Origin of the sequence: Bacillus norwichensis (assembly GCF_014836955.1) — a bacterium.
Classification (GTDB): Bacteria; Bacillota; Bacilli; order Bacillales; family Bacillaceae_C; genus Siminovitchia; species Siminovitchia norwichensis.
Window position 1 is genome coordinate 30,261 of the sequence record NZ_JACSPV010000001.1, and the last position, 22,110, is coordinate 52,370.

Annotated in this window: 20 protein-coding genes; 7 read left to right on the forward strand and 13 right to left on the reverse strand. The window is 42.4% G+C overall.

Annotated elements, in window-relative coordinates; genetic code table 11:
* Positions 1-155: 155 nt before the first annotated feature.
* Both H9631_RS00190 and H9631_RS00195 read right to left on the reverse strand, forming a co-directional pair.
* Entirely contained in the window at positions 156-1,553 is a 1,398-nt protein-coding gene (locus H9631_RS00190; RefSeq protein WP_191809247.1) for a purine-cytosine permease family protein, read from the reverse strand.
* Positions 1,554-2,326: 773 nt separating this feature from the next.
* Positions 2,327-3,013 carry a VOC family protein gene (locus H9631_RS00195; protein ID WP_191809248.1) on the reverse strand — a complete coding sequence of 229 codons (687 nt, stop codon included), beginning with the start codon at positions 3,011-3,013 and terminating at the stop codon, positions 2,327-2,329.
* Between the two features lie 216 nt (positions 3,014-3,229).
* Between H9631_RS00195 and H9631_RS00200 the strand changes: the two genes are divergently transcribed.
* The 3 genes from H9631_RS00200 to H9631_RS22750 all read left to right on the forward strand — a co-directional run bounded on the left by H9631_RS00200 (position 3,230) and on the right by H9631_RS22750 (position 5,061).
* On the forward strand, positions 3,230-4,459 hold the full coding sequence (locus H9631_RS00200; RefSeq protein WP_191809249.1) for a DNA polymerase IV: 1,230 nt from the start codon (positions 3,230-3,232) through the stop codon (positions 4,457-4,459).
* Entirely contained in the window at positions 4,456-4,800 is a 345-nt protein-coding gene (locus H9631_RS00205; RefSeq protein ID WP_191809250.1) for a YolD-like family protein, read from the forward strand. The genes H9631_RS00200 and H9631_RS00205 overlap by 4 nt, the downstream gene beginning before the upstream one ends.
* A 180-nt stretch (positions 4,801-4,980) precedes the next feature.
* Entirely contained in the window at positions 4,981-5,061 is an 81-nt protein-coding gene (locus H9631_RS22750; protein ID WP_225220784.1) for a putative holin-like toxin, read from the forward strand.
* A gap of 420 nt (positions 5,062-5,481) precedes the next feature.
* On the opposite strand, the gene H9631_RS00210 is transcribed toward H9631_RS22750, so the two are convergent.
* Together H9631_RS00210 and H9631_RS00215 are read right to left on the reverse strand one after the other, a co-directional pair.
* Positions 5,482-6,282, reverse strand: coding sequence for an SDR family NAD(P)-dependent oxidoreductase (locus tag H9631_RS00210; protein WP_191809251.1), 801 nt, complete (start codon positions 6,280-6,282; stop codon positions 5,482-5,484).
* Between the two features lie 14 nt (positions 6,283-6,296).
* On the reverse strand, positions 6,297-7,250 hold the full coding sequence (locus tag H9631_RS00215) for an MBL fold metallo-hydrolase (protein ID WP_191809252.1): 954 nt from the start codon (positions 7,248-7,250) through the stop codon (positions 6,297-6,299).
* A 517-nt stretch (positions 7,251-7,767) separates the two neighbouring features.
* Here H9631_RS00215 and proC point away from each other — a divergent pair.
* Together proC and namA are read left to right on the forward strand one after the other, a co-directional pair.
* On the forward strand, positions 7,768-8,613 hold the full coding sequence (gene proC / locus H9631_RS00220; protein ID WP_191809253.1) for a pyrroline-5-carboxylate reductase: 846 nt from the start codon (positions 7,768-7,770) through the stop codon (positions 8,611-8,613).
* A gap of 74 nt (positions 8,614-8,687) precedes the next feature.
* Entirely contained in the window at positions 8,688-9,707 is a 1,020-nt protein-coding gene (gene namA, locus H9631_RS00225; protein ID WP_191809254.1) for an NADPH dehydrogenase NamA, read from the forward strand.
* A 169-nt stretch (positions 9,708-9,876) separates the two neighbouring features.
* Here the strand turns inward: namA and rnz are convergent, their stop codons facing one another.
* Positions 9,877-10,800, reverse strand: a complete 924-nt coding sequence (gene rnz, locus H9631_RS00230) for a ribonuclease Z (protein ID WP_191809255.1) — start codon at positions 10,798-10,800, stop codon at positions 9,877-9,879.
* Positions 10,801-10,909: 109 nt separating this feature from the next.
* On the opposite strand from rnz, the gene H9631_RS00235 reads away from it, so the two are divergent.
* Positions 10,910-11,365, forward strand: a complete 456-nt coding sequence (locus H9631_RS00235; protein ID WP_191809256.1) for a YueI family protein — start codon at positions 10,910-10,912, stop codon at positions 11,363-11,365.
* On the opposite strand, the gene H9631_RS00240 is transcribed toward H9631_RS00235, so the two are convergent.
* The 4 genes from H9631_RS00240 to mce are packed head-to-tail and all read right to left on the reverse strand — an operon-like array spanning position 11,366 to position 15,696.
* The gene (locus H9631_RS00240) at positions 11,366-12,580 is read right to left on the reverse strand and encodes a DNA polymerase IV (RefSeq protein ID WP_191809257.1); all 1,215 of its coding nucleotides are present in this window, start codon (positions 12,578-12,580) and stop codon (positions 11,366-11,368) included.
* 14 nt (positions 12,581-12,594) lie between these two features.
* Entirely contained in the window at positions 12,595-13,716 is a 1,122-nt protein-coding gene (locus tag H9631_RS00245) for a M20/M25/M40 family metallo-hydrolase (protein ID WP_191809258.1), read from the reverse strand.
* Positions 13,717-13,731: 15 nt separating this feature from the next.
* Positions 13,732-15,282: an acyl-CoA carboxylase subunit beta gene (locus H9631_RS00250; protein WP_191809259.1), complete on the reverse strand. Its 1,551-nt coding sequence runs from the start codon at positions 15,280-15,282 to the stop codon at positions 13,732-13,734.
* A complete protein-coding gene (gene mce / locus H9631_RS00255) occupies positions 15,283-15,696 on the reverse strand; it encodes a methylmalonyl-CoA epimerase (RefSeq protein WP_191809260.1) in 414 nt (137 codons plus the stop codon).
* A 95-nt stretch (positions 15,697-15,791) separates the two neighbouring features.
* On the opposite strand from mce, the gene prli42 reads away from it, so the two are divergent.
* Positions 15,792-15,914, forward strand: a complete 123-nt coding sequence (gene prli42, locus H9631_RS00260) for a stressosome-associated protein Prli42 (protein WP_404801698.1) — start codon at positions 15,792-15,794, stop codon at positions 15,912-15,914.
* A 348-nt stretch (positions 15,915-16,262) separates the two neighbouring features.
* Here prli42 and H9631_RS00265 read toward each other — a convergent pair whose 3' ends face one another.
* The 4 genes from H9631_RS00265 to H9631_RS00280 all read right to left on the reverse strand — a co-directional run bounded on the left by H9631_RS00265 (position 16,263) and on the right by H9631_RS00280 (position 21,959).
* Positions 16,263-16,700: a BrxA/BrxB family bacilliredoxin gene (locus H9631_RS00265; RefSeq protein WP_191809261.1), complete on the reverse strand. Its 438-nt coding sequence runs from the start codon at positions 16,698-16,700 to the stop codon at positions 16,263-16,265.
* Between the two features lie 217 nt (positions 16,701-16,917).
* Positions 16,918-17,976: a methylmalonyl Co-A mutase-associated GTPase MeaB gene (gene meaB / locus H9631_RS00270; RefSeq protein WP_191809262.1), complete on the reverse strand. Its 1,059-nt coding sequence runs from the start codon at positions 17,974-17,976 to the stop codon at positions 16,918-16,920.
* Entirely contained in the window at positions 17,933-20,101 is a 2,169-nt protein-coding gene (gene scpA / locus H9631_RS00275) for a methylmalonyl-CoA mutase (protein ID WP_191809263.1), read from the reverse strand. The genes meaB and scpA overlap by 44 nt, the downstream gene beginning before the upstream one ends.
* A complete protein-coding gene (locus H9631_RS00280; RefSeq protein WP_191809264.1) occupies positions 20,094-21,959 on the reverse strand; it encodes a methylmalonyl-CoA mutase family protein in 1,866 nt (621 codons plus the stop codon). Before H9631_RS00280 ends, scpA begins: the two co-directional genes overlap by 8 nt.
* Between the last annotated feature and the right edge of the window lie 151 nt (positions 21,960-22,110).

Sequence of the window (22,110 nt, forward strand, 5' to 3'; positions counted from 1 at the left end):
CTGCCACATCCTATGGATTCGGTGACAACTGCTTCTTCCTGTTCGTCGACAGCCTCAAAGCGCGACGTCCTATACGTCGCACCTAGACATATTGAACTTTCATTCGAACAAAAAACGCGGAGATAAATTATCTCCGCGTTTACATGTCTTTCTATTTAATTCGCTTTTGACATATCTTTTGCTGCTTCTTTTTTAATATAATATTTTCCTTGGGTCGCAACTGCCAATATAATCGTTAATACGAACGCCAATATTCCTGCGAAGAAGGCTGCAAACCCTTCCAAAAAGCTGCCCATCAATCCAAATGCAGCAATTGTTCCAACGACGCTGGAAATAATCAGCGAAAGAACACCTACCGGATTCCAAGCGTATAAATATTCCTGGCGGTATTCAAAATAATCCGGACCGATCTTGAGCATTTTTTTAACGACAAATGCATCGCAGATGACAATCGCTGCCCAAGCAAATAGAAATACACCCTGGAATGTCAGCAATGGACCGAGATGATCCATGACGCCGGCCAGCATGCAGGCAACTGCTGCTGCGGCTGTGAAAAACACCCAAAAATTCCTTCCTGGCTTGAATCGGAAAACATTTTCAAAGAAGTTCGCCAACGAGAGTGAACCACTGTACAGATTGGTAATATTAATTCGCAATTGCGTAAGGATTGTAAATAAGGCCCCAAAAATTCCAATCAATTGTACAAAATAAATGCCTGGGTTTTCCTGCATGAAACGCGCACCAAACCAAATTCCAATTAGCCCCATTAGGAAAAAGCATACGAGCGCTGGGATGAAACCTACCATGAAAACGCCCATTTTAAACTGGCTTGGTTTAATAAAACGTGCATAATCTGAAATAAGCAATGCGATAATTCCCACCAGACCATTCATGATACCGATACAAGTAACAAAGGATGATCCTCCTACTGCCATACCCTCTGGAAGCACACCCCAAAGACTGCCCACATATTCAGGCTCAATTCTTGCAGCAACAACAATCCCAGCCCCCATCAAAATAACAAATATCGGCAATGTCCACTTTTGCAGCTTATCAAGCTGTTTCACCCCAAACCAGTTGAAAGGAACAACAGCCAATCCGAAAAATATCATTAGAGCCCAAACAGGAATACCTGGAATATATTCATGAACAGCATAAGCCATGATAGCCCCTTCGATGGCACAATACATAATGAAGTTCAAAGCGTAAATAAGAGATGTGATGGACGCTCCAATATAGCCGAAGCCTCCCCCTCTGGCCATTAAGTTCACATTCAGTCCCGATTTACCCGCAATGTAGGCGATTCCAATCCCCAAAACACCTGCAACGATGGTGGCATAAACTTCAGCGAGCAGAGCGTTCACCGATCCAAAGCTCACTGTCATCAGACTCCCCATTTGCATAAATAGCATTGCTGTAGCCACACCCAGCGTCACATTCGTGATGCTCCACCAGTTCATCCGGTAATGTTCAGGTACTCGCTCTAATGCGTAATCCTCTTTTTTCTCTTGCTTCTCTATGATCTTTCCATCATTTTTAATTACTTCCGCCACACTGTTTCCCCCTCTTATTTTTTTACTCATGTAATTTTTCCTAAAAAATAGTTTGATTCCTTTTTCCCAGACACCTTCCCTCCTTTCTCAGCGAATGGTAATCGCTTACATCAAAGGGGATACTTGACCACCTTGATGAAGAACATATCGCAATAATCATACCAACATATGAATTTAGGCCTAATTTTTATAAAAAGCGACAGAAACCTTTTGCTTATCTGCTAAAAGGCGAATATGTGATATGAAATGACAGATTCTGTCATCAAGGATAACCATTCAATTTCGCAATACACTTTTCACTTTTGCAAAAAATCTAATAATTAAATGCACTCTAAGGAGGTTTACTGGAGGAAAAAAATAAATAAGAGGAACGCAATTTTATACAAATTCCTGCCATTATCGCTAATCAAATAAGTTCGATGCTGTTCAGTAAAACACGCCCATTGGTTCATGATCTGGAACCTTTTTTGCAAATTATCAAAATGACAAATTGTGTCTGGCAACTGAATGGAGCTCTTTTTGGATCGCTATTAGTGAAAACCACAGCTTGACAGGCATCTTCTCCACCATTAGAGACCGCTTTTTTATGAGAATAGCAAAGAACGGGCACTAAGCCCGTTCCCCTCGTTTGCTGAATAGCATATTCCATCTAATTAATACTAAAAACTAGACATCTTTAGAAATTTCTTCATAACGATTTCGATAGAAAGATACTCTCCTAACGCTAACCGCAAATATTATTCATGGAGTTGGTTCTCTGACATGCCGTAGCTTTATGAATCCGGGTTATTTATAAAAAATTCATTTTGTTCATTTACACCTAAAACAAAATGATTATCAAGTGTTATTTTCAGTGGGAAAATGTTAGATTTTTTTTCCGAGAACAACCACCTTCTACCTACGCTCGTTAAAATAATGAAAACTCCGTTTTTGTTTTCTTGCATGAAATGTAGGGAAGAACGAGTAATTGGTTCATTATCACTTTCCAAAATGTTGATTGCTTTCAGTTGTTCGCCGACCTCAGGCGCATCTATTACAACTAACCCAATTTCACTGATATTCAGAATATGATTGACCGTAAATGGGGCTTCCTTTGTCGGGTTCTCCTTGTAGCGTGCAATAAGTTCAACAATATTTCCAGATGGATCCTCAAAATAACAAGCATGTGCTGGCCAGAATGAAAAATCTGCCTCATCTTCCCCATCCTCTAATAACAGCGTTGTTTTTCCTTTCAACCAAGCCTTTGCTTCTTGAAATTGATTGGATGGAATATTGAAAGCAAAATGATAATAAGGAGCCCCTGACACATTTTCATCGGTAAATTCTAAAATACTTGTTCCTACTTGGATTTGAAAAGAATTTGGACTTTCACCACAAAGAGCAAAGCCTAAGCATTCCACATAAAATTCTTTCATTGTTTCTAATTGAGCACTTTGTAACATCAGCAACTTGATTTCCATAAAAAATATCCCCTCCTAAAATTCAAGCGCTAAATATTTGCTTCTATAGTCTAATATCCATTGAACTTCCCTTTTAAGCAAATTTTTTGATTTATTGAACTCTTAGCTTCTCATCTTATAAATAAAATACATTAATTCCCAGTATTAAACGAACATATATTCCCATATAATATAGATACGAATATATGTTCTGTTTTAAAGGTGGGAGATAACTGAATGAAGAATAAAGTGATTTTCCTTACAGACATCCAGTCATTCTACGCATCAGTTGAAAAAGTTCGTAACCACTCATTAAAGGATAAACCTGTAATTGTCGCAGGAGATCCAGAACGCAGAAGCGGAATTGTTTTAGCTGCATGTCCATTAGCCAAAAAGTTTGGCATTACTACTGCCGAGACTTTAGGATCTGCAAAGCTAAAGTGTCCTCATGTAGAAGTGGTCCGTCCTCATATGCAGATATACATTAATGTATCTATTCAAATCAGCCAAATTATGGAAGAATTCACTGATTTAATCGAACCATATTCAATAGACGAACAGTTTATGGATGTCACAGGTAGCCAAAAAATATTTGGCCAGCAGTTTGAGATGGCAAAAAAATTGCAAATGAAAATATTAAATGATATAGGCGTCTACTCAAGAATTGGCATCGGTCCCAATAAAGTGCTGGCCAAAATGGCATGCGATAATTTTGCCAAGACAAATAAGACTGGCATTTTTCGATTAGATCAAAATAATATCGATCAACTATGGGAATTACCAATTGAAAAGACACTTGGTGTAGGTAGAAAAATGGGGAAACACTTGCGAGGAATGGGGATTTCTACAATTGGAGGACTAGCTAAATTTCCGGTTGAATTACTGAAGAAAAGATGGGGCATTAATGGAGAGGTTTTATGGCAGACAGCAAATGGGATCGACTATTCTCCCGTCACTGTCAAGACGCATAATCAACAAAAAGCAGTTGGCCATCATATGACTTTGCCCAGAGACTACACGAAAATAGAGGACATAAAAATAGTACTTCTTGAGCTATGTACCGAGGTCGCTCGAAGATCTCGAAAAAAAGGGTATATGGGTGTAACCGTATCATGTAACGTCAGGGGTGCGGACTTTGACTGCCCTACTGGATTTAATCGACAAGTGACGCTGTCAGTTCCAACCAATTACGATCTGGACATTTTTCATGCGGCATACAAATTATTTATAAAACATTGGGATTGCCAACCCATCCGAAGCTTAGGAGTGTCTCTGTCTCATCTTCAGCCGGCTCATCAATATCAGATCGATTTATTTGACAACTACCTTCATCGAGAGCAGTTGAATACAGCGCTAGATAGCATCTGGGATAAATATGGACGTACTGCTATATATAGAGCCTCATCTATCACAAGTGCCGGGCAAGCTCATGAGAGAGCGCGCAAAATTGGAGGTCATTATAAATGAGAATCAATAAACTCACTCCCGGTTACAATTTACGTTGGGAATCAAGTAGAATGATGCTGCCTGAACATCGAGAGCAGTTATTGGAGGAAAGGCGAAAACAGCAAGAGTTTATCCCTGCTATATTAGACAACGATCAGCTCCAAGAAATCGATCGTGTAATCGTTAAATCAATTGAAACAAGGCAGGCTATTACGATTACTTATGCAACAAAGCATGGGCCTGCACACTTTTTTGGCTGGATTCAAAAAGTAGAGATACATGAAGGTTGGTTAAAAATGGCTCTCAATGAAGAGACTCTTACTATTCCCTTCAAGAGAATTATAAATGTCGAAACCAATTAGTGGTTAAGCTAATTTGACCTGTTTAACATTATTTGCAGGCGAAAGCGCTTGGCTTTGCTGAACAAAAGATCAAAATTAACCTCTCTATAGAAAGCTTATTATGCTATAATTTTCCTCATACAATAGAATGGCTCTCTCAAGGGCGGCCTGGCTCATCCCCGATGAAAGGGGGTGATGCTTATGACGGTATTTGAAGCTTTATCACTCATGATAGCTTTTGGCGCATTAATCGCCTTACTGTCGCAAGAAAAAAAGAAATAGACCTCCCTTGAGACCTGAACAGTTTTAGGGATTGGTCTATTTCGTTGAACAATCTGAGCCAGCCGTCCTTAGATAAGGGCGACTATTGTACAAGACCGTAAGTGTTGGTAGCACTTGCGGTCTCTTTTTACCTTGAGTAGTTCTTACCTTTTTTATAACATATTTTTTCACCAAATACAATATGCCTACAATAACTGAGATATGGCTTGATGTCTCAAAGCAGTAGGCGACGGAAGTATTATGCCTCTTTCATGTGGACTTTAGTACAGAACCTTTTTGACTAACTCAATTTGGATTCCCGGACCAAGTTTTCCTGCTCATTTTTTTAGGATTGCGTGCCTTCACAACTTGGAACCTCCCGCCCAATATCGCTTGCAACTGGTTTCTGTAACTAGCATTACAGGTACGCAGAGCGCCGAATTACTTTTTGAAAAATGCTTTTTTTCCAAGGCGTTCAACAAGACCTGGAAATAAAGTGTACAGGATGCTTCCTGCGTTCATCCAACCCGGTAAATTGATCTCCCTGCGTTGCTTGAACATCACATCCACAACCTGTTCAGACACCTTTTCAGTGGAAAGTATATGCCTACCCAAATTCTTTACATAGTTTCCACTCGGATCTGCGAGTTCAAAAAAGTTCGAGGCCATGGGTCCCGGATTAACAGCGGTCACAAACACACCATCTCCAGCCAGCTCCATCCGCAAGCTGTTTGTGTAGCCCAAAACCGCATGCTTCGTTGCCGAATAAACACTAGATTTCGGAGTGGCCAGCTTACCTGCCTGAGAAGAAATATTAATGATATGCCCGCTTTTCCTTCTTCTCATGGAAGGAATCACTTCTTTCGTGCAGACTATCATGCCCACAACATTAACAGCAAACATTCCCTCTACATCCGCCGGTGTCACGTCTGTTGCCTCCGCAAAGATTCCGTATCCTGCATTGTTGACCAAAACATCAATGTGACCAACTTGTTCAAAAATATTTTGGAACACTGCGGGGATATTCTCATGCCTGGAAAGATCCAGTCTTAAGGACAAACAGTCTACGCCGTACTTTTCGTGGATATTTTCAGCTATCTGTTTCAACTTTTTTAGATTGCGAGCAAGCAGTACAAGATTGGCACCACTTGCTGCGCATCGATAAGCAATCTGTTCTCCCAGACCGCCTGAAGATCCAGTAATCGCAACCGTTTTCCCCTTTAAGCGTACATTTTCTCTCATTGTTTTATTCTCCATTAGGCAGAAAAATAAGCCGTACCATCATCGTTTATTCGCTTCGTAATTGCTTCGTTTGAGATAAGATAGTCAAGCTGTGCTGTCGTCTCAGATAATGTTAAGCCAAGTTGTTTTTCATAGACAGCAGGAAATAGGATTTTCGTCAGTTCAAAGGTTGTGAGCGGCTTCTCCTTCAGAATCTCCGCCACTTGCATGGCTCGGTCGTGCTGTCTGGAAAGCCGGCGTTCAATCAGTTCATGCGTCTTTTTCACTTCAGGGCCGTGACCTGTAAAGGCTTTACGAATCCCCACATCCAACATTTTCCGAAGAGACTCATTATATTGAAGCTGCGGCTTTGGACGCTCTTTCAAATGGTCAAGAGGCGGTTCAAGCAGCGGATTGGAAGAAATCGTTGCCAAAATATGATCCCCCGCAATCAACGTTTCATCCTCCTCACGGTAAAAAACTAAATGACTTTGTGCATGTCCCGGTGTCTCAAATAAAGTCCAATTTTCAAATCCTGGGATAGCATCCCCTTCTTCAACTTCATAAGTCAAAGCACGTTCCGCCGAATATCGTAGAGGTGATTTCAAAGCTAAGAGCATCTTCTCAGCATCTCCCTCTATTCCAAATTCGGTAAACAGCCGACTGTAAAAGAGATCATAGGATTTTAAAAAATCATTGTCTTTTTCAATCCATGGTCGAACGTACGGATGACCGTATACGGGAATATCTTCCGGCAGCCATTCAAGCAGCCCGACATGGTCTGGATGGTGGTGCGTTAATACTACCTGTTCAATATCTTTTGGCTCATAACCTATTTCTTTGAGTTGCTTCTTAAATGATTCCCACGCTTCTTCGGTTTTGACACCTGCATCAATCAAAGTCAGAGAGTCCCCTTTGATAAGATAAACATTAACGTCTCCAACTGCAAATGGTGTTGGTAAAACCAGCTTGTTAATTTTTTCGCCCATACATACCCCTCAACTTCATTATTTTTAAAAAAGAATGAATAACTTAAGTATGTATAGTTTATCTATTTTTTCCTATAATGTCATTATATTTGGATAGGAATAGAGAATTGTGCTTCAGTACCCCTTGACAATTTTTCATTCTGTCAGCATAATCATATATAAAATTAAGTTGAAATAAGCGATGATCGGGATTAGTAGATAAGCAATGATGAAAGAGATTGGAGTCCAGCGGCTGGAAGGCTCCATCATCCACTATTTTATCGAACCTGCCCAAGTGAGCTGTCAGCCAAAACTGACCGTCCCCCTTCGTTACAGGGTTTTGAGATAACTGTCACCATTGGCAGTTAATAAAGGTGGTACCGCGAAAGTCAACCCTTTCGTCCTTTGACGGATGAAAGGGTTTTTTGTTTTTAATTTAGAGAACATAAGTTAGAGGTATTAATTTCAGCCCCTTTGGTAGCTGAAAAATCGCTTCTTAGGGCTTTATTGAGATGAACAGGCGTTTGCGCATTTTCAAATGGAGGGAAAAAAACACATGAAAATTTCATTCATAGGAGCCGGATCTATGGCAGAGGCTATTATTGCCGGTTTAATTGAAAAAAATATTTGTCGAGGTGAAGACGTCTTTGTCACGAACCGTAAGGACCGAGAAAAATTAGAACAGTTGGAACGCCGTTACGGAATCCGGCCGACATATGATATGGAAGGACTATTCAAAGGGGCTGACATGGTCATTTTTGCTGTAAAGCCAAAGGATGCGGAGTCCGCCCTTCAAAGAATCCAACCATACATCCAAGAAGATACTTTTTTCATATCAGTCATGGCTGGAATATCTATGGCCTTTATAGAAGAAAAATTGAAAGCTGAATGTGCTGTTGCAAGAGCTATGCCGAATACTTCCGCAAGCGTAGGAAAATCAGCTACAGCTGTTTCATTCAATCAGCTTGTAACTGATAATCAAAAGGAGCTTGTGGCTACAGTATTTTCATCTATCGGAATAACGGCTGTTGTCGAAGAAAACAAACTCGATGCCATAACTGCCCTTTCCGGGAGCGGACCTGCTTACATTTATTATGTGGTAGAAGCCATGGAGAAATCCGCCTGGGAAATCGGCCTTGATTCAACAATGGCAAAACAGCTTATTCTCCAAACATTGGCCGGGGCCGCAGAAATGCTGAGTTCCTCGGATTGCGATGCTGCCGAGCTGCGCAAGGCGGTAACCAGTCCAGGTGGCACAACAGAGGCCGGCATCAAAGTGCTCCAACAAAATAAAGTGGAAGAAGCCTTTATCCAATGCATCAAAGCAGCAGCGGAGCAATCAAAACGATTGGGTCAAATTCACGAATCGAAACACCTTGTCTGAAGCCGGCTATTGGGTTTCTTGTTCCCCTTCTTGTTATAATAATAAGACAAATAACGAAAGGGGCTTTTTACTGAATGGCAGTAAAACTATTTGAACCGTATGAAATAAACAATGTAATTTTGAAAAATCGCATTGTTATGTCTCCTATGTGCATGTACTCCAGCCATAATAGAGACGGCATGGTCAATGATTGGCATTATATCCACTATACGAGCCGTGCCGTCGGACAGGTTGGTTTGATTATCCTGGAAGCGACTGCAGTCACTCCCCAAGGAAGGATCAGCCCAAAGGATTTGGGTATTTGGAGCGATGAGCATGTAGAAGGATTGACAAAGCTTGTAAGCATGATCAAAGCACAGGGAGCGAAAGTCGGTATCCAAATCGCTCATGCTGGCAGAAAAGCTGAGGTTGAAGGCGAAATCCTGGCCCCTTCCGCACTCCCCTTCAATGAAAGAATGAAAACACCAAAAGAAATGAGCATCACTGATATAAAGAAAACGGTGAAAGCGTTTGGAAAGGCTGCCGAACGGGCCAAACAAGCCGCTTTTGACATCATTGAAATTCACGGGGCTCATGGCTATCTGATCAATGAATTCCTCTCCCCTATTACTAATCATCGGACGGACGAATATGGCGGGACCATGGAAAACCGTTATCGCTTTTTAAAAGAAATTATCATAGAAGTGAAAGCCGCATGGGACGGCCCGCTCTTTGTCCGAGTCTCAGCCAATGACTATCTTGAAGCCGGCTTAACCCCGTCCCATTATGTAACAATAGCAAAATGGATGAAAGAAGATGGAGTCCATTTGATTGATGTCAGCTCGGGAGCTATCGCCCCGGCAAAAATTTCAGCATATCCCGGTTATCAGATCCCATTTGCCGAGAAAATCAAACATGAAGCAGATATCCCAACCGGTGCTGTCGGTTTGATTACCACGGGAATCCAAGCAGAAGAAATACTGCAAAATAACCGTGCCGACCTGATCTTCCTTGCACGCGCCCTTTTAAAAGATCCATACTGGCCAAGAACCGCAGCTGAAGAACTTGGTTACGAACTTCAGCCGCCTGTGCGATATAAACTGGGATGGGGATAAGAAAAGCGGAAGCGCCTGTTCATCGACGTACAGACTGGAGCGCTTCTGACGAGATAAAGGAAACACGCGGAGCGATGTTGACTTATCGTAGGAAGGAGCAGGAAATTTGCTAGTCGCTGGAGCCCGAGTTTAGCGACTGAATGATTTTCATTTAAAAATAGCCATACCTTCATTCAGGAGGTATGGCTACATTTGCAAAATCGGAAACTACTTTTGTTTCATGGAAGATTGACTGCGCTTCTTTCTCCAGCCGAGCCCAGTCCTCCTTCATATATCTGGAGCTAATATGGGTCAGGCAAAGCAGCCGGACATTTGCCTCACGGGCAATAGCAGCCGCTTGCAGCGTAGTAGAGTGAAAGTATTCGTTTGCCATTTCTTCATTTTCTCCTGAAAAAGTGGATTCATGAACAAGCAGATCCGCATCTCGCGAAAGTTCAATAGCGTTTTTACAAGGGCGTGTATCTCCCAATATAGCGAGAACACGGCCTTTTTGAGGCGGTCCGACAAAGTTGCTCCCATTGACGGTCCTTCCATTGTCAAGTGTGACCGTCTCCCCGTCTTTCAGCCGCTTATAGATGGGGCCGGGTGCTATACCCGCTTCCAGGAGCTTCTTTGCATCTAGCGGACCTTGTTTGTCTTTTTCGGTAATCCGAAATCCAAAACTTGGAACAGCATGCTCCAAAAGTAAAGCCTCGATCTTAAACTGAGAATCTTCGAAAATCGTGCCATCAGTGAACTCTATGATGGTAAGTGGGTATTTCAAATGTGTTCCGCTCACTTTGAGCGAAACCTCGAGAAATTCCTGAATCCCCTTCGGACCATAAACAGTAAGTTCTGATGTCCCGCCCTGAAAAGAGCGGCTTCCCAATAATCCCGGCAAGCCAAAAATATGGTCACCATGAAGGTGGGTAATGAAGATTTTTTCTATTTTTCTTGGTTTTAACGATGTATGCAGGATTTGGTGCTGCGTAGCCTCGCCGCAATCAAATAACCAAACTGCATTTCTTTCTTCCAAAAGCATTAAGGCCAGTGCAGATACGTTCCGCAATTTTGCCGGAACCCCAGCTCCTGTGCCAAGGAAAAGAAGGTTCATCTGTTCACCTGCTTTCTATACTTATACATATGGATGGTGGGCTCACCAGCATCAGGCTGAATTCACCCAGAACATTTCAACGGAATATATTATCGCGGAGGTGTTGTTCATGAAACGCGCCAATATCGAAGACTATTTGGAAAAAGGCATGTACGGCACGAAGCAAACAAAGCTTGAAGAACGAAAGAAATTTCTCGGTACTATCAGGGAAAGGATAGTCGTCGCCCTTACAAAAAGCCAGATAATGGAACCGGGCATCTATCCCGAGGTTGAAAAAATGATGAACGAACATCCGAAAACAACCCTCTTGCTAAATGGAGAATTAAGTTATTCCTTTTTATCCGATTATATACAAAAGGCACGCCAAAAGAAAATCCCCTTTTCTATAGTAAAAGATAAAGACCATTACACGGATATTGGGCTTGTTCTTACCTATCAGCATGCTATTGACAAAAAGGATATTTATATCAAAAAGCGTCCACCCAAAATACCTGAGTCCCAAAAGAAAGCAAAGAGTAAGAAAGCTCCTCTTTCTTTCATTAAGCGGTTATTTAAAAGAAATTAATCAGGATTTCTTTTTATTTTCAGGGCCGGAGTCTTGCACACCGATATTCAGAATCGAAGAGCCAAATTTCTTTTTCATCTGATGGATTGCATCATAAAGTGGCTCTTTTTTTGCTTCTTTCTCATAAGAGAATAAGCTTAATTGTTCAAAAGCATGATCCGCTTTTAACAAATCTTGGCCGGTGATTCCCAAAAGCCGAACTGGATGGCCATTCCAATTTTTTATAAACAGCGTCTTGGCAGCTTTGAAAATATCATGGGGTTCAACAATAGGATTTTCAAGCATCCGGCTTCTCGTAATGGTCTCCCGATTTTTATATTTGATCATGATAGAAACATTTTTGGTCACATACTGCTTCCTCTTCAATCTAACCGTCACATTGGCCGAAAGTTTTTCCAGTACAGAAAGAAGTTCGGATTGATTGGAAATATCCCTTGGCAGGGTAATCGAGCTGCCGACGCTTTTATTCACAGTTGCAGCTTCTGGATCGACTTTCCGGGGGTCTATTCCGTTTGCCCGTTCTTTTAGCTGAACACCCCGGATGCCAATGACAGATTGAAGCTGTAAATCATTAGCATGAGCCAGATCCCTGATCGTTTTCACTTCGATTGTTTTTAGTTTTTCTGCTGTTTTTTCTCCGATCCCATGCATTTCAATAACTGGTAAAGGCCACAGGATGTCCGGTATATCCCTTTTTCTCAAAATAGTGATCCCCAGTGGTTTTTTCATATCCGAGGCCGTTTTTGCAAGAAATTTATTAGTGGCAATTCCAATACTGCATGGCAGATCCAATGTATTTATTAAATCCTTCTGGATCATTTCAGCGATTTGGACCGGACTCCCCAGCTCTTGACAATCGGTAATATCAACATATCCTTCGTCAATGGATACAGGTTCAACGAGGTCGCTATACCTTCGCAAAAGGTCGAAAATAGCTCTTGAAACGAGCCGATAACGCTCGTGGTTTGGTTGTTTGACGATGAGCTTCGGACAAAGTCTCTTCGCCTCCCAAAGCTGCATCGTCGTTTTAACGCCGTATTTTCGTGCTTCGTAACTGCATGTGACAATAATCCCTTTTCTTTGTTTGGCATCACCTGCTATTGCTAAAGGCTTACCTTTCAAAGAAGGGTCATCTGCAATTTCAACCGAAGCGAAAAAGCTGTTCATATCCACATGAAGAATTACCCGTCCACTTTTCGGATATAACTTCTTCATCTCTTCATCCATCCCTAATTGGCTGCTACTTCTTCAATCACTGCAACAACCATTTCAGCCAGTTTATTTAATTCCGCGATTGACATTCGTTCATTTGTTGTATGAATTTCCTCATATCCAACACCTAAATTTACCGTCGGAATGCCAAATCCTGCAATGACGTTGGCATCACTTCCACCGCCGCTTGCCAATAGTCGTGGATTGCGTCCTACCTTTTGTGCAGCTTTTTTAGCGATTTCAACAACATAGTCACCATCTGAATACTTGAAGCCAGGGTACATGACATGTATGTCAACAGCTGCACTTCCGCCCAATTCCTTCGCAGCTTCTTCAAAAGCCGCCTTCATTTTTTCCGTCTGTACGATCATTTTTTCCTCAACAAGAGAACGCGCTTCAGCCAGTATATCCACACGATCAGCCACGATATTCGTTGCTTTCCCGCCTTCAAACCTTCCTATATTGGCTGTCGTTTCTTCATCGATCCTGCCAAGTGGCATTTTGGCAACTGCTTTTGCAGCAATCGTGATGGCAGATACTCCTTTTTCCGGGGCGACACCGGCATGAGCCGTTTTCCCATGAATCACCGCTTCTATTTTTGCTTGGGTTGGAGCAGCCACAATAATATCCCCAACAGGTCCGTCACTGTCTAAAGCAAAACCGTACTCGGCTTTAACAAGCTTTGAATCAAGGGCTTTGGCACCAACTAAACCAGATTCTTCCCCAACTGTAATAATAAATTGGATATCTCCATGCTGGATGTTATTTTCTTTCAAAATCCTCACAGCTTCCATCATGGCTGCAAGCCCAGCTTTATCATCCGCACCAAGGATTGTCGTTCCATCCGTCACCACATATCCATCTTTAATAGACGGATTCACACCGTTGCCTGGCACGACCGTATCCATGTGTGAAGTAAAATAAATAGGTGCCACATTGTTTTTTGTTCCTTTAAGGGTACAGATTAAATTTCCAGCCCCATGACCCGTCTGCCCTTTTGTATCATCCTCATATACCTCCACACCAAGCTTTTCGAACTTAGTCTTGAGCAGTTTGGACATTTTCTCTTCGTTTTTTGTTTCTGAATCAGTCTTTACCAATTCAAGGAATTCATCCAGCAATCTCTTTTCGTTTATCATATTTTCTCCTCCTGCCTAAAGTGGAATATTTCCGTGTTTTTTCTGCGGCCTGTCTTCCTGCTTATTATGCAGCATTTCCAAAGCCTGGATCAATTTTAGTCTTGTCTCGCGAGGATCAATCACATCATCTACCATTCCTTGAGCAGCTGCCACATACGGATTCGCAAATTTTTCCCGATACTCTTCAATCTTTTGATTTCTTGTCTCCTCAGGATTTTCGCTTTGAGCAATTTCACGGGCAAATATAATATTTGCTGCTCCTTGCGGCCCCATGACCGCTATCTCTGCATTCGGCCAAGCAAACACCAGGTCAGCGCCAATGGATTTGCTGTTCAGCGCCACATAAGCCCCTCCATATGCTTTTCTCAGGATCACTGTAATTTTTGGGACGGTCGCTTCGGAATAGGCGTAAAGGATTTTGGCTCCATGTCTGATAATACCGCCATGCTCCTGTTTCACACCAGGGAAAAATCCGGTGACATCCTCAAACGTAATAATAGGAATATTAAAAGAATCACAAAAGCGAATGAACCTTGAGGCTTTGTCCGATGAATCAATGTCAAGACCGCCTGCCAGGAATTTTGGCTGGTTACAAACGAGTCCAATTACTTCCCCCCGAATTCTGGCAAAACCTATGACAATATTTTTGGCAAATTCTTTCTGAACTTCAAAAAAAGAATTGTTGTCAACAACCTGACTGATCACATCGCGAACATCATAAGGTCTCACGGCATCATATGGGACAGTATCAGCCAAATCCGTCCTCAACTCGTCTTCAGCAATCCATTTCTCCTTTGTTGATTTTCCCTGATTATTTTGCGGAAGATAGGTCATCAGTTTCCTCACCATGGCAAGAACTTTTTTCTCACTTCCTGCCCGAAAATGCGCATTTCCACTGATAGTATTATGTACTTTGGATCCTCCGAGATCTTCAGATGAAATTTTTTCACCTGTAACAGTCTCAATCACTTTCGGTCCTGTAATAAACATTTGACTCGTCTCATCGACCATAAAGACAAAGTCGGTAATCGCGGGGGAATAAACAGCGCCTCCAGCGCAAGGACCCATGATGACTGAAATTTGCGGAATGACTCCTGAATAGATCGCATTGCGATAAAAGACATGTCCATACCCATCAAGTGATACAACACCTTCCTGGATCCGTGCACCCCCGGAGTCATTTAACCCAATAAAAGGGGCTCCATTTTTCGCAGCCAAATCCATCGCTTTTGCAATTTTTTCTGCGTGCATTTCGCCAAGCGCTCCGCCGAAAACAGTGAAATCCTGAGAAAAAAGATAAACCGGCCGGCCGTTTATTTTCCCATACCCAGTGACAACTCCGTCCCCCGGATATTTAACATCTTCTAGACCAAAATTTGAAGAGCGATGTTCTGTAAAAGGATTCAGCTCCACAAATGTTCCTTCATCCAACAGCAATTCGATCCTTTCTCTTGCTGTCAGCTTTCCTTTTTCGTGCTGCCTCGTAATCCGCTCGTCTCCCCCACCAAGCTCTGCTTCCCTCCGGCGATCATACAGTTCATTAATTTTATCGTAAATATCCGTCACTCACTTCTCCTCCATGTGCATTTTTTCACATAGTTCATACAAGACACCATGTCCAGATTTCGGATGCATGAACGCAACAAGAGATTTGCCTGCACCCTCTTTAGGTACTTCATCTACCATGCGGACACCTTTTTCTTTCAGTTCGGATATTCGTTCTTCGATGGAATTAATGCCAATTGCAATATGATGGATACCCTCTCCGCGTTTTTCTATGAATTTTGAAATTGGTCCATTTTCGTTAAGCGATTCCAAAAGTTCAAGCTTCACGTTGTTCGCATCAATGAAAGCGACGCGAACTTGCTGGGATTTCACTTCCTCAACAGCCATACAGCGAAAACCAAGCATCTCTGTGTAAAACGTCAATGCTTCGTCAATCGACTTGACTGCTATGCCGATGTGATCCACTTTTTTCATGCGTTTGACCTCCGTTCCGGTAATTCATCCCTTGGTAGCAGAGTCATTTTACATGCTTGTCTCATTAAAATATTCCATATAGAATAGAATGTAAAGTGAAAGAGACAAGGAGTGAAGATATTTTGTCCAATAAAAAAGTTCAGCGACTGATCGTCTACTTAATGCTGTTTGCCATGATTGCCACCACAGTGTTGGCCGGATTGTCATTCCTGCTGTAAACAAAAATCAGACATCCATATATAGAAAAAGGCCCTGCTTGTTGGCAAGGCCTTTTATCATACTCCGTCGGCAAGGCCAAATAGAGAGAGCCGGCAAGGAAAAATCAATATACTTCCTTCACTTCTTTTCAGGATTTAGCGCTTTACCATTAATGTACATACAGAGTAAAGAACGGATTCATTTTGAAAAAATCAAATATGCCTTGGCGGATTTGCCCCAAAATTTATCAAACTTCGCTCGATAAATTCCCCTTGAAAATCTGTGGCTTCTGCCGGAAACTCTATCTTCATTCAGCTGGGATTTAATACCAATACGGTTTCATCTCCCACTTACAGAAGTGAATGAAGTTAAACTTCCTCGCAATATTCCTCAAAATATTGTTGAAGCTTGTTTACAACAGACATAGGATCATGTCCTTCAATTTCATGGCGCTCAACCATTGTACAAATTTTTCCATCCTTCAACAAAGCAAATGAAGGAGAAGATGGCGGATAATCAGTGAAATAGTTTCTTGCTTTCGCCGTTGCTTCCTTATCCTGTCCGGCAAACACCGTCACAAGGTGATCAGGACGTTTATCATAGTGAATCGCATGAACCGCGGCAGGACGAGCCACCCCGCCGGCACAGCCGCACACAGAATTGATCATGACAAGGGTTGTGCCTTTTCTTGCCAATGCCGCCTCGACATCTTCCGGCGTTTGAAGCTGTTCATACCCTGCCTGTTCCAAATCTTCACGTGCCTGTCGCACGATATCATTTACATATAAGTTAAAATCCATGCTCATCTATTTCATTCCCCTTTCAAAAACAATCATAGTTCGTACTAATGCTATCATAACAATTTAAAGGTCACTTTATCAAATTTCGGAATTTGATCAAAAGTTTTGGTTTAACTGTAAAAAGATCGGGTAAGATAAAAATACATCTAGATCCATACCCCTAAACTCCCTAGATGTTTTTGGACAGCCAAAGGGCTGTCCCTTTTTATTGTCCAAACAGCCTTTATCTTTCATAAAAAGCATCAAACAATAAGCCACTTGCCTTAGTTATAGTCATTTCTTCATTCATGACCTTCTTTTCAATCTCAGGTGTAAGACGTTTAACCTTTTCGTTTCCGAAAAAGGCCCTTTCTAATTGTTCTTTAATTTGAGCATAGAGCCATTCCTTGGCCTGCATATTTCGATTTCTCAAAAACAGACCCGATTCTTTGGTCATCTTCATATATCTCAGAACTGTTCCCCACACTTGCTCGATCCCTTCTTGATACAGAGCAGAGCAAGTGAGAGCCGGAGTTGTCCATCCCTTTGTTGCAGGTTGCAAAAAATGCAAAATCTGTTTGTATTCTCTCTGTGTTTTTTTAGCCAGATCCAGATTACTGCCATCAGCCTTATTTATAATGACAGCATCAGCAAGCTCCATGATTCCCTTTTTCATTCCCTGCAATTCATCACCTGCCCCTGTTAAGACAAGCAACATAAAAAAGTCAACCATGCCCCTGACCATCACTTCACTTTGCCCGACTCCGACAGTTTCGATTAATAAAACATCGTATCCCGCAGCTTCACAGGCTATGATTGTTTCTCGTGTTTTTCGATGGACACCTCCTAATGCACCTCCTGAAGGTGATGGCCTGATAAAAGCATTCGGGTGGTTGGCCAAACGCTCCATCCTGGTTTTATCTCCGAGTATACTGCCCCCATGCAAAGTTGAACTTGGGTCCACTGCAAGGACTGCCACACGATGACCTTTATTACATAATAAAAGACCAAAAGACTCGATGAATGTACTTTTTCCGGCTCCTGGAACTCCTGTTACCCCGATTCGGATGGAGTCGCCAGACAACGGAAGAAGGTGCTGAAGCATTTCCTCCGCTATTTTTTTATGTCGGGTAGCATTGCTTTCTATCAAGGTAATTGCCCTTGAAAGCATTGTACGATCTTTTAAAAGCAAGCCTTCGATCATATCATTAATATTTTCTTCCATCGGCTTGCGCCTAATGAACTTCTTCGGAGTGTCTTCATCCATCCTGCTCGCCCACTTCCACATAACCGAGCCTGGCATATATCTCTTCTATCACCTTTTGAGCAGCGATAGGAATGACAGTTCCTGGACCAAAAATGGCGGAGGCTCCGTTCTTTTTAAGGAAATCATAGTCCTGCGGAGGGATGACACCGCCAATGACCACCATAATATCTTCCCGACCGATTTTCTCCAGTTCTTCTACCAGTTTCGGCAGCAATGTCCGATGGCCAGCGGCAAGAGAACTGACCCCAATAACATGGACATCATTCTCTGCCGCCTGTCTCGCCGTTTCTTCAGGTGTTTGAAACAATGGCCCGATATCAACATCAAAGCCTAGATCAGCGAATGCGGTCGCGATGACCTTTGCTCCGCGGTCATGGCCATCCTGTCCCATTTTAGCAATTAAAATCCTCGGTCTCCGACCTTCATTTTCCATAAAAATTTCCGTCATTTCCTTAATCTGCGCCATTTCCTTCTCATCGGAGAAGTGAGAGCCATACACACCGCTGATTGATCTGATCACCGCTTTATGCCTTCCGCATGCTTGTTCAATAGCAGATGAAATTTCTCCCAAGGTCGCTCTTTCTCTTGCAGCCTCCACAGAAAGCTCCAACAGATTTGCCGAGCCATCAGCCGCACCTTCTGATAGCTTGTTCATTGCTGCCTGTACTCTTTCTTCGGAACGTTGCTCCTTGAGCTGCCTGATCCGCTCAAGCTGCTTCTCCCTTACAATCGTATCGTCTATATTTAAAATATCGATTTCTTCTTCCTGCTCTAAACAATAGCGGTTCACTCCAATAATTGTCTCCTTTTTGGAATCAATCAATGCCTGCCTTCTCGCTGCAGCTTCCTCAATCCGCATTTTTGGAAGTCCTGTTTCAATCGCTTTTGTCATTCCTCCAAGATCTTCCACTTCATCAATATGGGCCCATGCCCTTTTCATCAACTCATCCGTCAAGGTTTCAACATAGTATGAACCGCCCCATGGATCAATGACATTCGTCAAACCGGTTTCTTCCTGTAAAAAAAGCTGGGTATTCCGTGCAATGCGTGCTGAAAAATCCGTCGGCAGCGCAATTGCTTCATCGAGAGCGTTCGTATGAAGCGATTGCGTATGTCCCATAGCAGCAGCGTGAGCCTCAATCAATGTCCGTATGACATTGTTATAAGGATCCTGTTCCGTCAAACTCCAACCAGACGTTTGACTATGTGTTCGAAGCGCCAATGACTTGGGGTTCTTTGGCTGAAATGGGCTCATGAGCTTTGCCCACATCGTTCTGGCAGCACGCAGCTTGGCGACCTCCATAAAATAATTCATCCCAATTCCCCAGAAAAATGAAAGACGCGGAGCAAACGAATCTATTTCAAGACCGGCTTTCAAGCCTGTTCTGACATATTCAAGCCCATCTGCTAGTGTATAGGCCAGCTCTATATCCGCAGGAGCTCCTGCCTCCTGCATATGGTATCCCGAAATAGAGATACTGTTAAACTTCGGCATTTCCCTTGATGTATATTCAAAAATATCTCCAATAATCCGCATGGACATTTCTGGAGGATAAATATACGTATTTCTAACCATGTATTCTTTTAAAATATCGTTTTGAATCGTCCCCGAAAGCTGCTCCTTTTTTACTCCTTGCTCTTCAGCCGTCACGATGTAAAAGGCCAGTATAGGAATCACGGCCCCATTCATCGTCATTGAAACCGACATTTGATCCAGCGGGATTCCATCAAATAATATCTTCATATCAAGAATCGAATCAATAGCCACTCCTGCTTTTCCTACGTCTCCTTCCACCCTCGGATGGTCTGAATCATAGCCGCGGTGCGTAGCCAGATCAAATGCGACAGACAGCCCCTTTTGTCCCATCGCCAAATTACGCCTGTAAAAGGCATTGCTTTCTTCAGCAGTCGAGAATCCTGCATATTGCCGAATCGTCCAAGGACGATTGACATACATTGTCGGATACGGCCCGCGAGTATATGGAGGAATCCCCGGCATCGTATCGGCATATTCCAGATGTTCAAGATCTTGCTCCGTGTATAATGCTTTTATATTAATTTGCTCATTAGTTTCAAAGCTATCGTTTTCAAAGTCCTGATTATTTTTGGGAGACTTCACGAATTGCGGTGCAATTGATTGGAAGTCCGGCTTTTTATCCATTTAAATCTGCCTCCCATCGGTTAAGTAAATCATTCAACTTTTCAACTATATTTTGACCTGAATAAAATGTGCCATCTATTTGGAGCATTGCCAATTCCTCTTCAGTCATGCTGCCGGCAATATCCAAACGAGCGTTGGGCAAGCTTTCTTTCACCCAGCCCCCAATGTCAGCTGCAAATCTCTCATAAAGGGACTGCGGCCCGCACAAACAAAAGTCTTTTTCAGGTGACTCCAACATATAACGCTTTATCTGACTCAAATCATTGAAGCCACCACTCCAGACAGCTTGTATCCCTGCTGAAGCCAAGACACCGGAAACGAAGTCCGCATATGGCTTGTATGCTTTCAGTTCCCCTAGACAGATTAATCTTATCGTTGGAGTTTTGCCTTTTAGTGAAAGCTGAGAGGACCTTTGCCGAAAATGTTCAAACTTCTCCGCAAGCCTTACACGTTGAAGCGGCTCAAGTTTTAACTTCCCTTCTGCATCTGGACAGGTGGAGCTGCTCGTTGTAGGATATCGAACCTGTTCATTGTCCAGAGCATACACGTTCACCCCGACTGCCGATCTTTTTCTAGTTTCCATATCTTTTAACTGATCAACGGCGGTTTCTTTTATCTTCCCTTGCAGCCACCCTTCCCGCAAGACTTCAATGATTCCATCTTTTTTATCAATTTCTTTGAAAAAATCCCACCCTTCATTGACAAAATTTGATGTTAAAGCTTCGATAAAATAAGATCCCCCAGCAGGATCGATAACCCGATCTAGAAACGCCTCTTCTTTAAACAAAAGTTGAGTATTTCTAGCGATTCTCATTGAAAAATCAGTCGAATGCCCTGACAATTCATCAAATGATCCTACATGTAGGTAATCAACTCCACCCAATATTCCGGCGAATGCTTCGTTTCCTGCACGGAGCATGTTCACGTAAGGATCCAGGACAGATTTTGTAAAATTGGCCGTTTCTGCACTAACCGGGACTGCTTGCTGATCTTCCGGCAGCCTGTACGCATCTGCAACCGTCTTCCAAAGCACTCTGAAAGCCCTGAATTTTGAGAGCTCCATAAAAAAATCTCTGCCAATGGAAAAATGAAAAATCAATTTAGATGCCGTTTTTGCGGGAGTCCATCCTGCTTTTTTCATTTGTTCAATATAAAACACGGATAATGCTAATGAAACGCCAAGTTCCTGAATGACTTGGGCTCCAGCCTCCTTGTATGGCTTTATATCAACCATGACAGTACGAAGCTGCGGAAACCGGGAATCAAGCAGTTTGATCTGTGAAATCCAATCTTCCATTTGTTCACAGTCAGGGTCGAGGATGAAACCTTCCGCAAGCTCTGCTGATACGATGTCCGCTGCAACCGCTCCGCTAATTTTAATATTCTCAGCAAGCAGATTTTGGGCGATAATATCGAAACGGCGACTGTCGGAAAAGATAAGAAGAGGTATTTGATCCAGCGCAATGAAATCGTTCAATTCTTTGAAACTTACTTCATCGAGCTTCTCAAGCCACGAAGGGTCAAATGCCACCGTATCCTGTCCCCTTTGAAGGGAACTTTTGATTTGATGCTTTAGTTTGTTCCAATCATTCTCTTTCAGTTTTTGAGCTATACGCCAACCACGTTTTTTCCCTGAAGGAAAAAAGCCCCGCAAAAAGTTGCCTTCTCCAGGATATTGATCTATCCGTCCATAATCGATTTGATTTTGCATATAAAGGGGAGATAATTGAATACCTTCGTACGTATCAGTGTAAAGGTCTTTCAGGGAAGCATTCTTCAAAGATGATTGCACAGCCTTCTCCCAGTCGTTGATTGTCGCTTTTTTGAAGTCAGTTTTTTTTGCCCGATCAGTGAACATGCAGTACACCCTTCCTCTCCATTTTGTAAGCGATTCCAAATTAATTTTCTATTCAACTACCATTTTATTATAGTTGTGGAACCCAGACAACCGATTCAACAAGAACACCTAATTCCCATCCGTCTGATTGAAAAATTCTTGCGTTGTTTAG

What these genes read in the sequence shown, in the direction of transcription:
- H9631_RS00195 (WP_191809248.1), bottom strand. Translation starts at nt 3,013, where the DNA reads ATGGAAATCAAGTTGCTGATGTTACAAAGTGCTCAATTAGAAACAATG.
- H9631_RS00200 (WP_191809249.1), top strand. Translation starts at nt 3,230, where the DNA reads ATGAAGAATAAAGTGATTTTCCTTACAGACATCCAGTCATTCTACGCA.
- H9631_RS00205 (WP_191809250.1), top strand. Translation starts at nt 4,456, where the DNA reads ATGAGAATCAATAAACTCACTCCCGGTTACAATTTACGTTGGGAATCA.
- H9631_RS22750 (WP_225220784.1), top strand. Translation starts at nt 4,981, where the DNA reads ATGACGGTATTTGAAGCTTTATCACTCATGATAGCTTTTGGCGCATTA.
- H9631_RS00210 (WP_191809251.1), bottom strand. Translation starts at nt 6,282, where the DNA reads ATGAGAGAAAATGTACGCTTAAAGGGGAAAACGGTTGCGATTACTGGA.
- H9631_RS00215 (WP_191809252.1), bottom strand. Translation starts at nt 7,250, where the DNA reads ATGGGCGAAAAAATTAACAAGCTGGTTTTACCAACACCATTTGCAGTT.
- proC (WP_191809253.1), top strand. Translation starts at nt 7,768, where the DNA reads ATGGAGGGAAAAAAACACATGAAAATTTCATTCATAGGAGCCGGATCT.
- namA (WP_191809254.1), top strand. Translation starts at nt 8,688, where the DNA reads ATGGCAGTAAAACTATTTGAACCGTATGAAATAAACAATGTAATTTTG.
- rnz (WP_191809255.1), bottom strand. Translation starts at nt 10,800, where the DNA reads ATGAACCTTCTTTTCCTTGGCACAGGAGCTGGGGTTCCGGCAAAATTG.
- H9631_RS00235 (WP_191809256.1), top strand. Translation starts at nt 10,910, where the DNA reads ATGAAACGCGCCAATATCGAAGACTATTTGGAAAAAGGCATGTACGGC.
- H9631_RS00240 (WP_191809257.1), bottom strand. Translation starts at nt 12,580, where the DNA reads ATGAAGAAGTTATATCCGAAAAGTGGACGGGTAATTCTTCATGTGGAT.
- H9631_RS00245 (WP_191809258.1), bottom strand. Translation starts at nt 13,716, where the DNA reads ATGATAAACGAAAAGAGATTGCTGGATGAATTCCTTGAATTGGTAAAG.
- mce (WP_191809260.1), bottom strand. Translation starts at nt 15,696, where the DNA reads ATGAAAAAAGTGGATCACATCGGCATAGCAGTCAAGTCGATTGACGAA.
- H9631_RS00265 (WP_191809261.1), bottom strand. Translation starts at nt 16,700, where the DNA reads ATGAGCATGGATTTTAACTTATATGTAAATGATATCGTGCGACAGGCA.
- meaB (WP_191809262.1), bottom strand. Translation starts at nt 17,976, where the DNA reads ATGCCAGGCTCGGTTATGTGGAAGTGGGCGAGCAGGATGGATGAAGAC.
- scpA (WP_191809263.1), bottom strand. Translation starts at nt 20,101, where the DNA reads ATGGATAAAAAGCCGGACTTCCAATCAATTGCACCGCAATTCGTGAAG.
- H9631_RS00280 (WP_191809264.1), bottom strand. Translation starts at nt 21,959, where the DNA reads ATGTTCACTGATCGGGCAAAAAAAACTGACTTCAAAAAAGCGACAATC.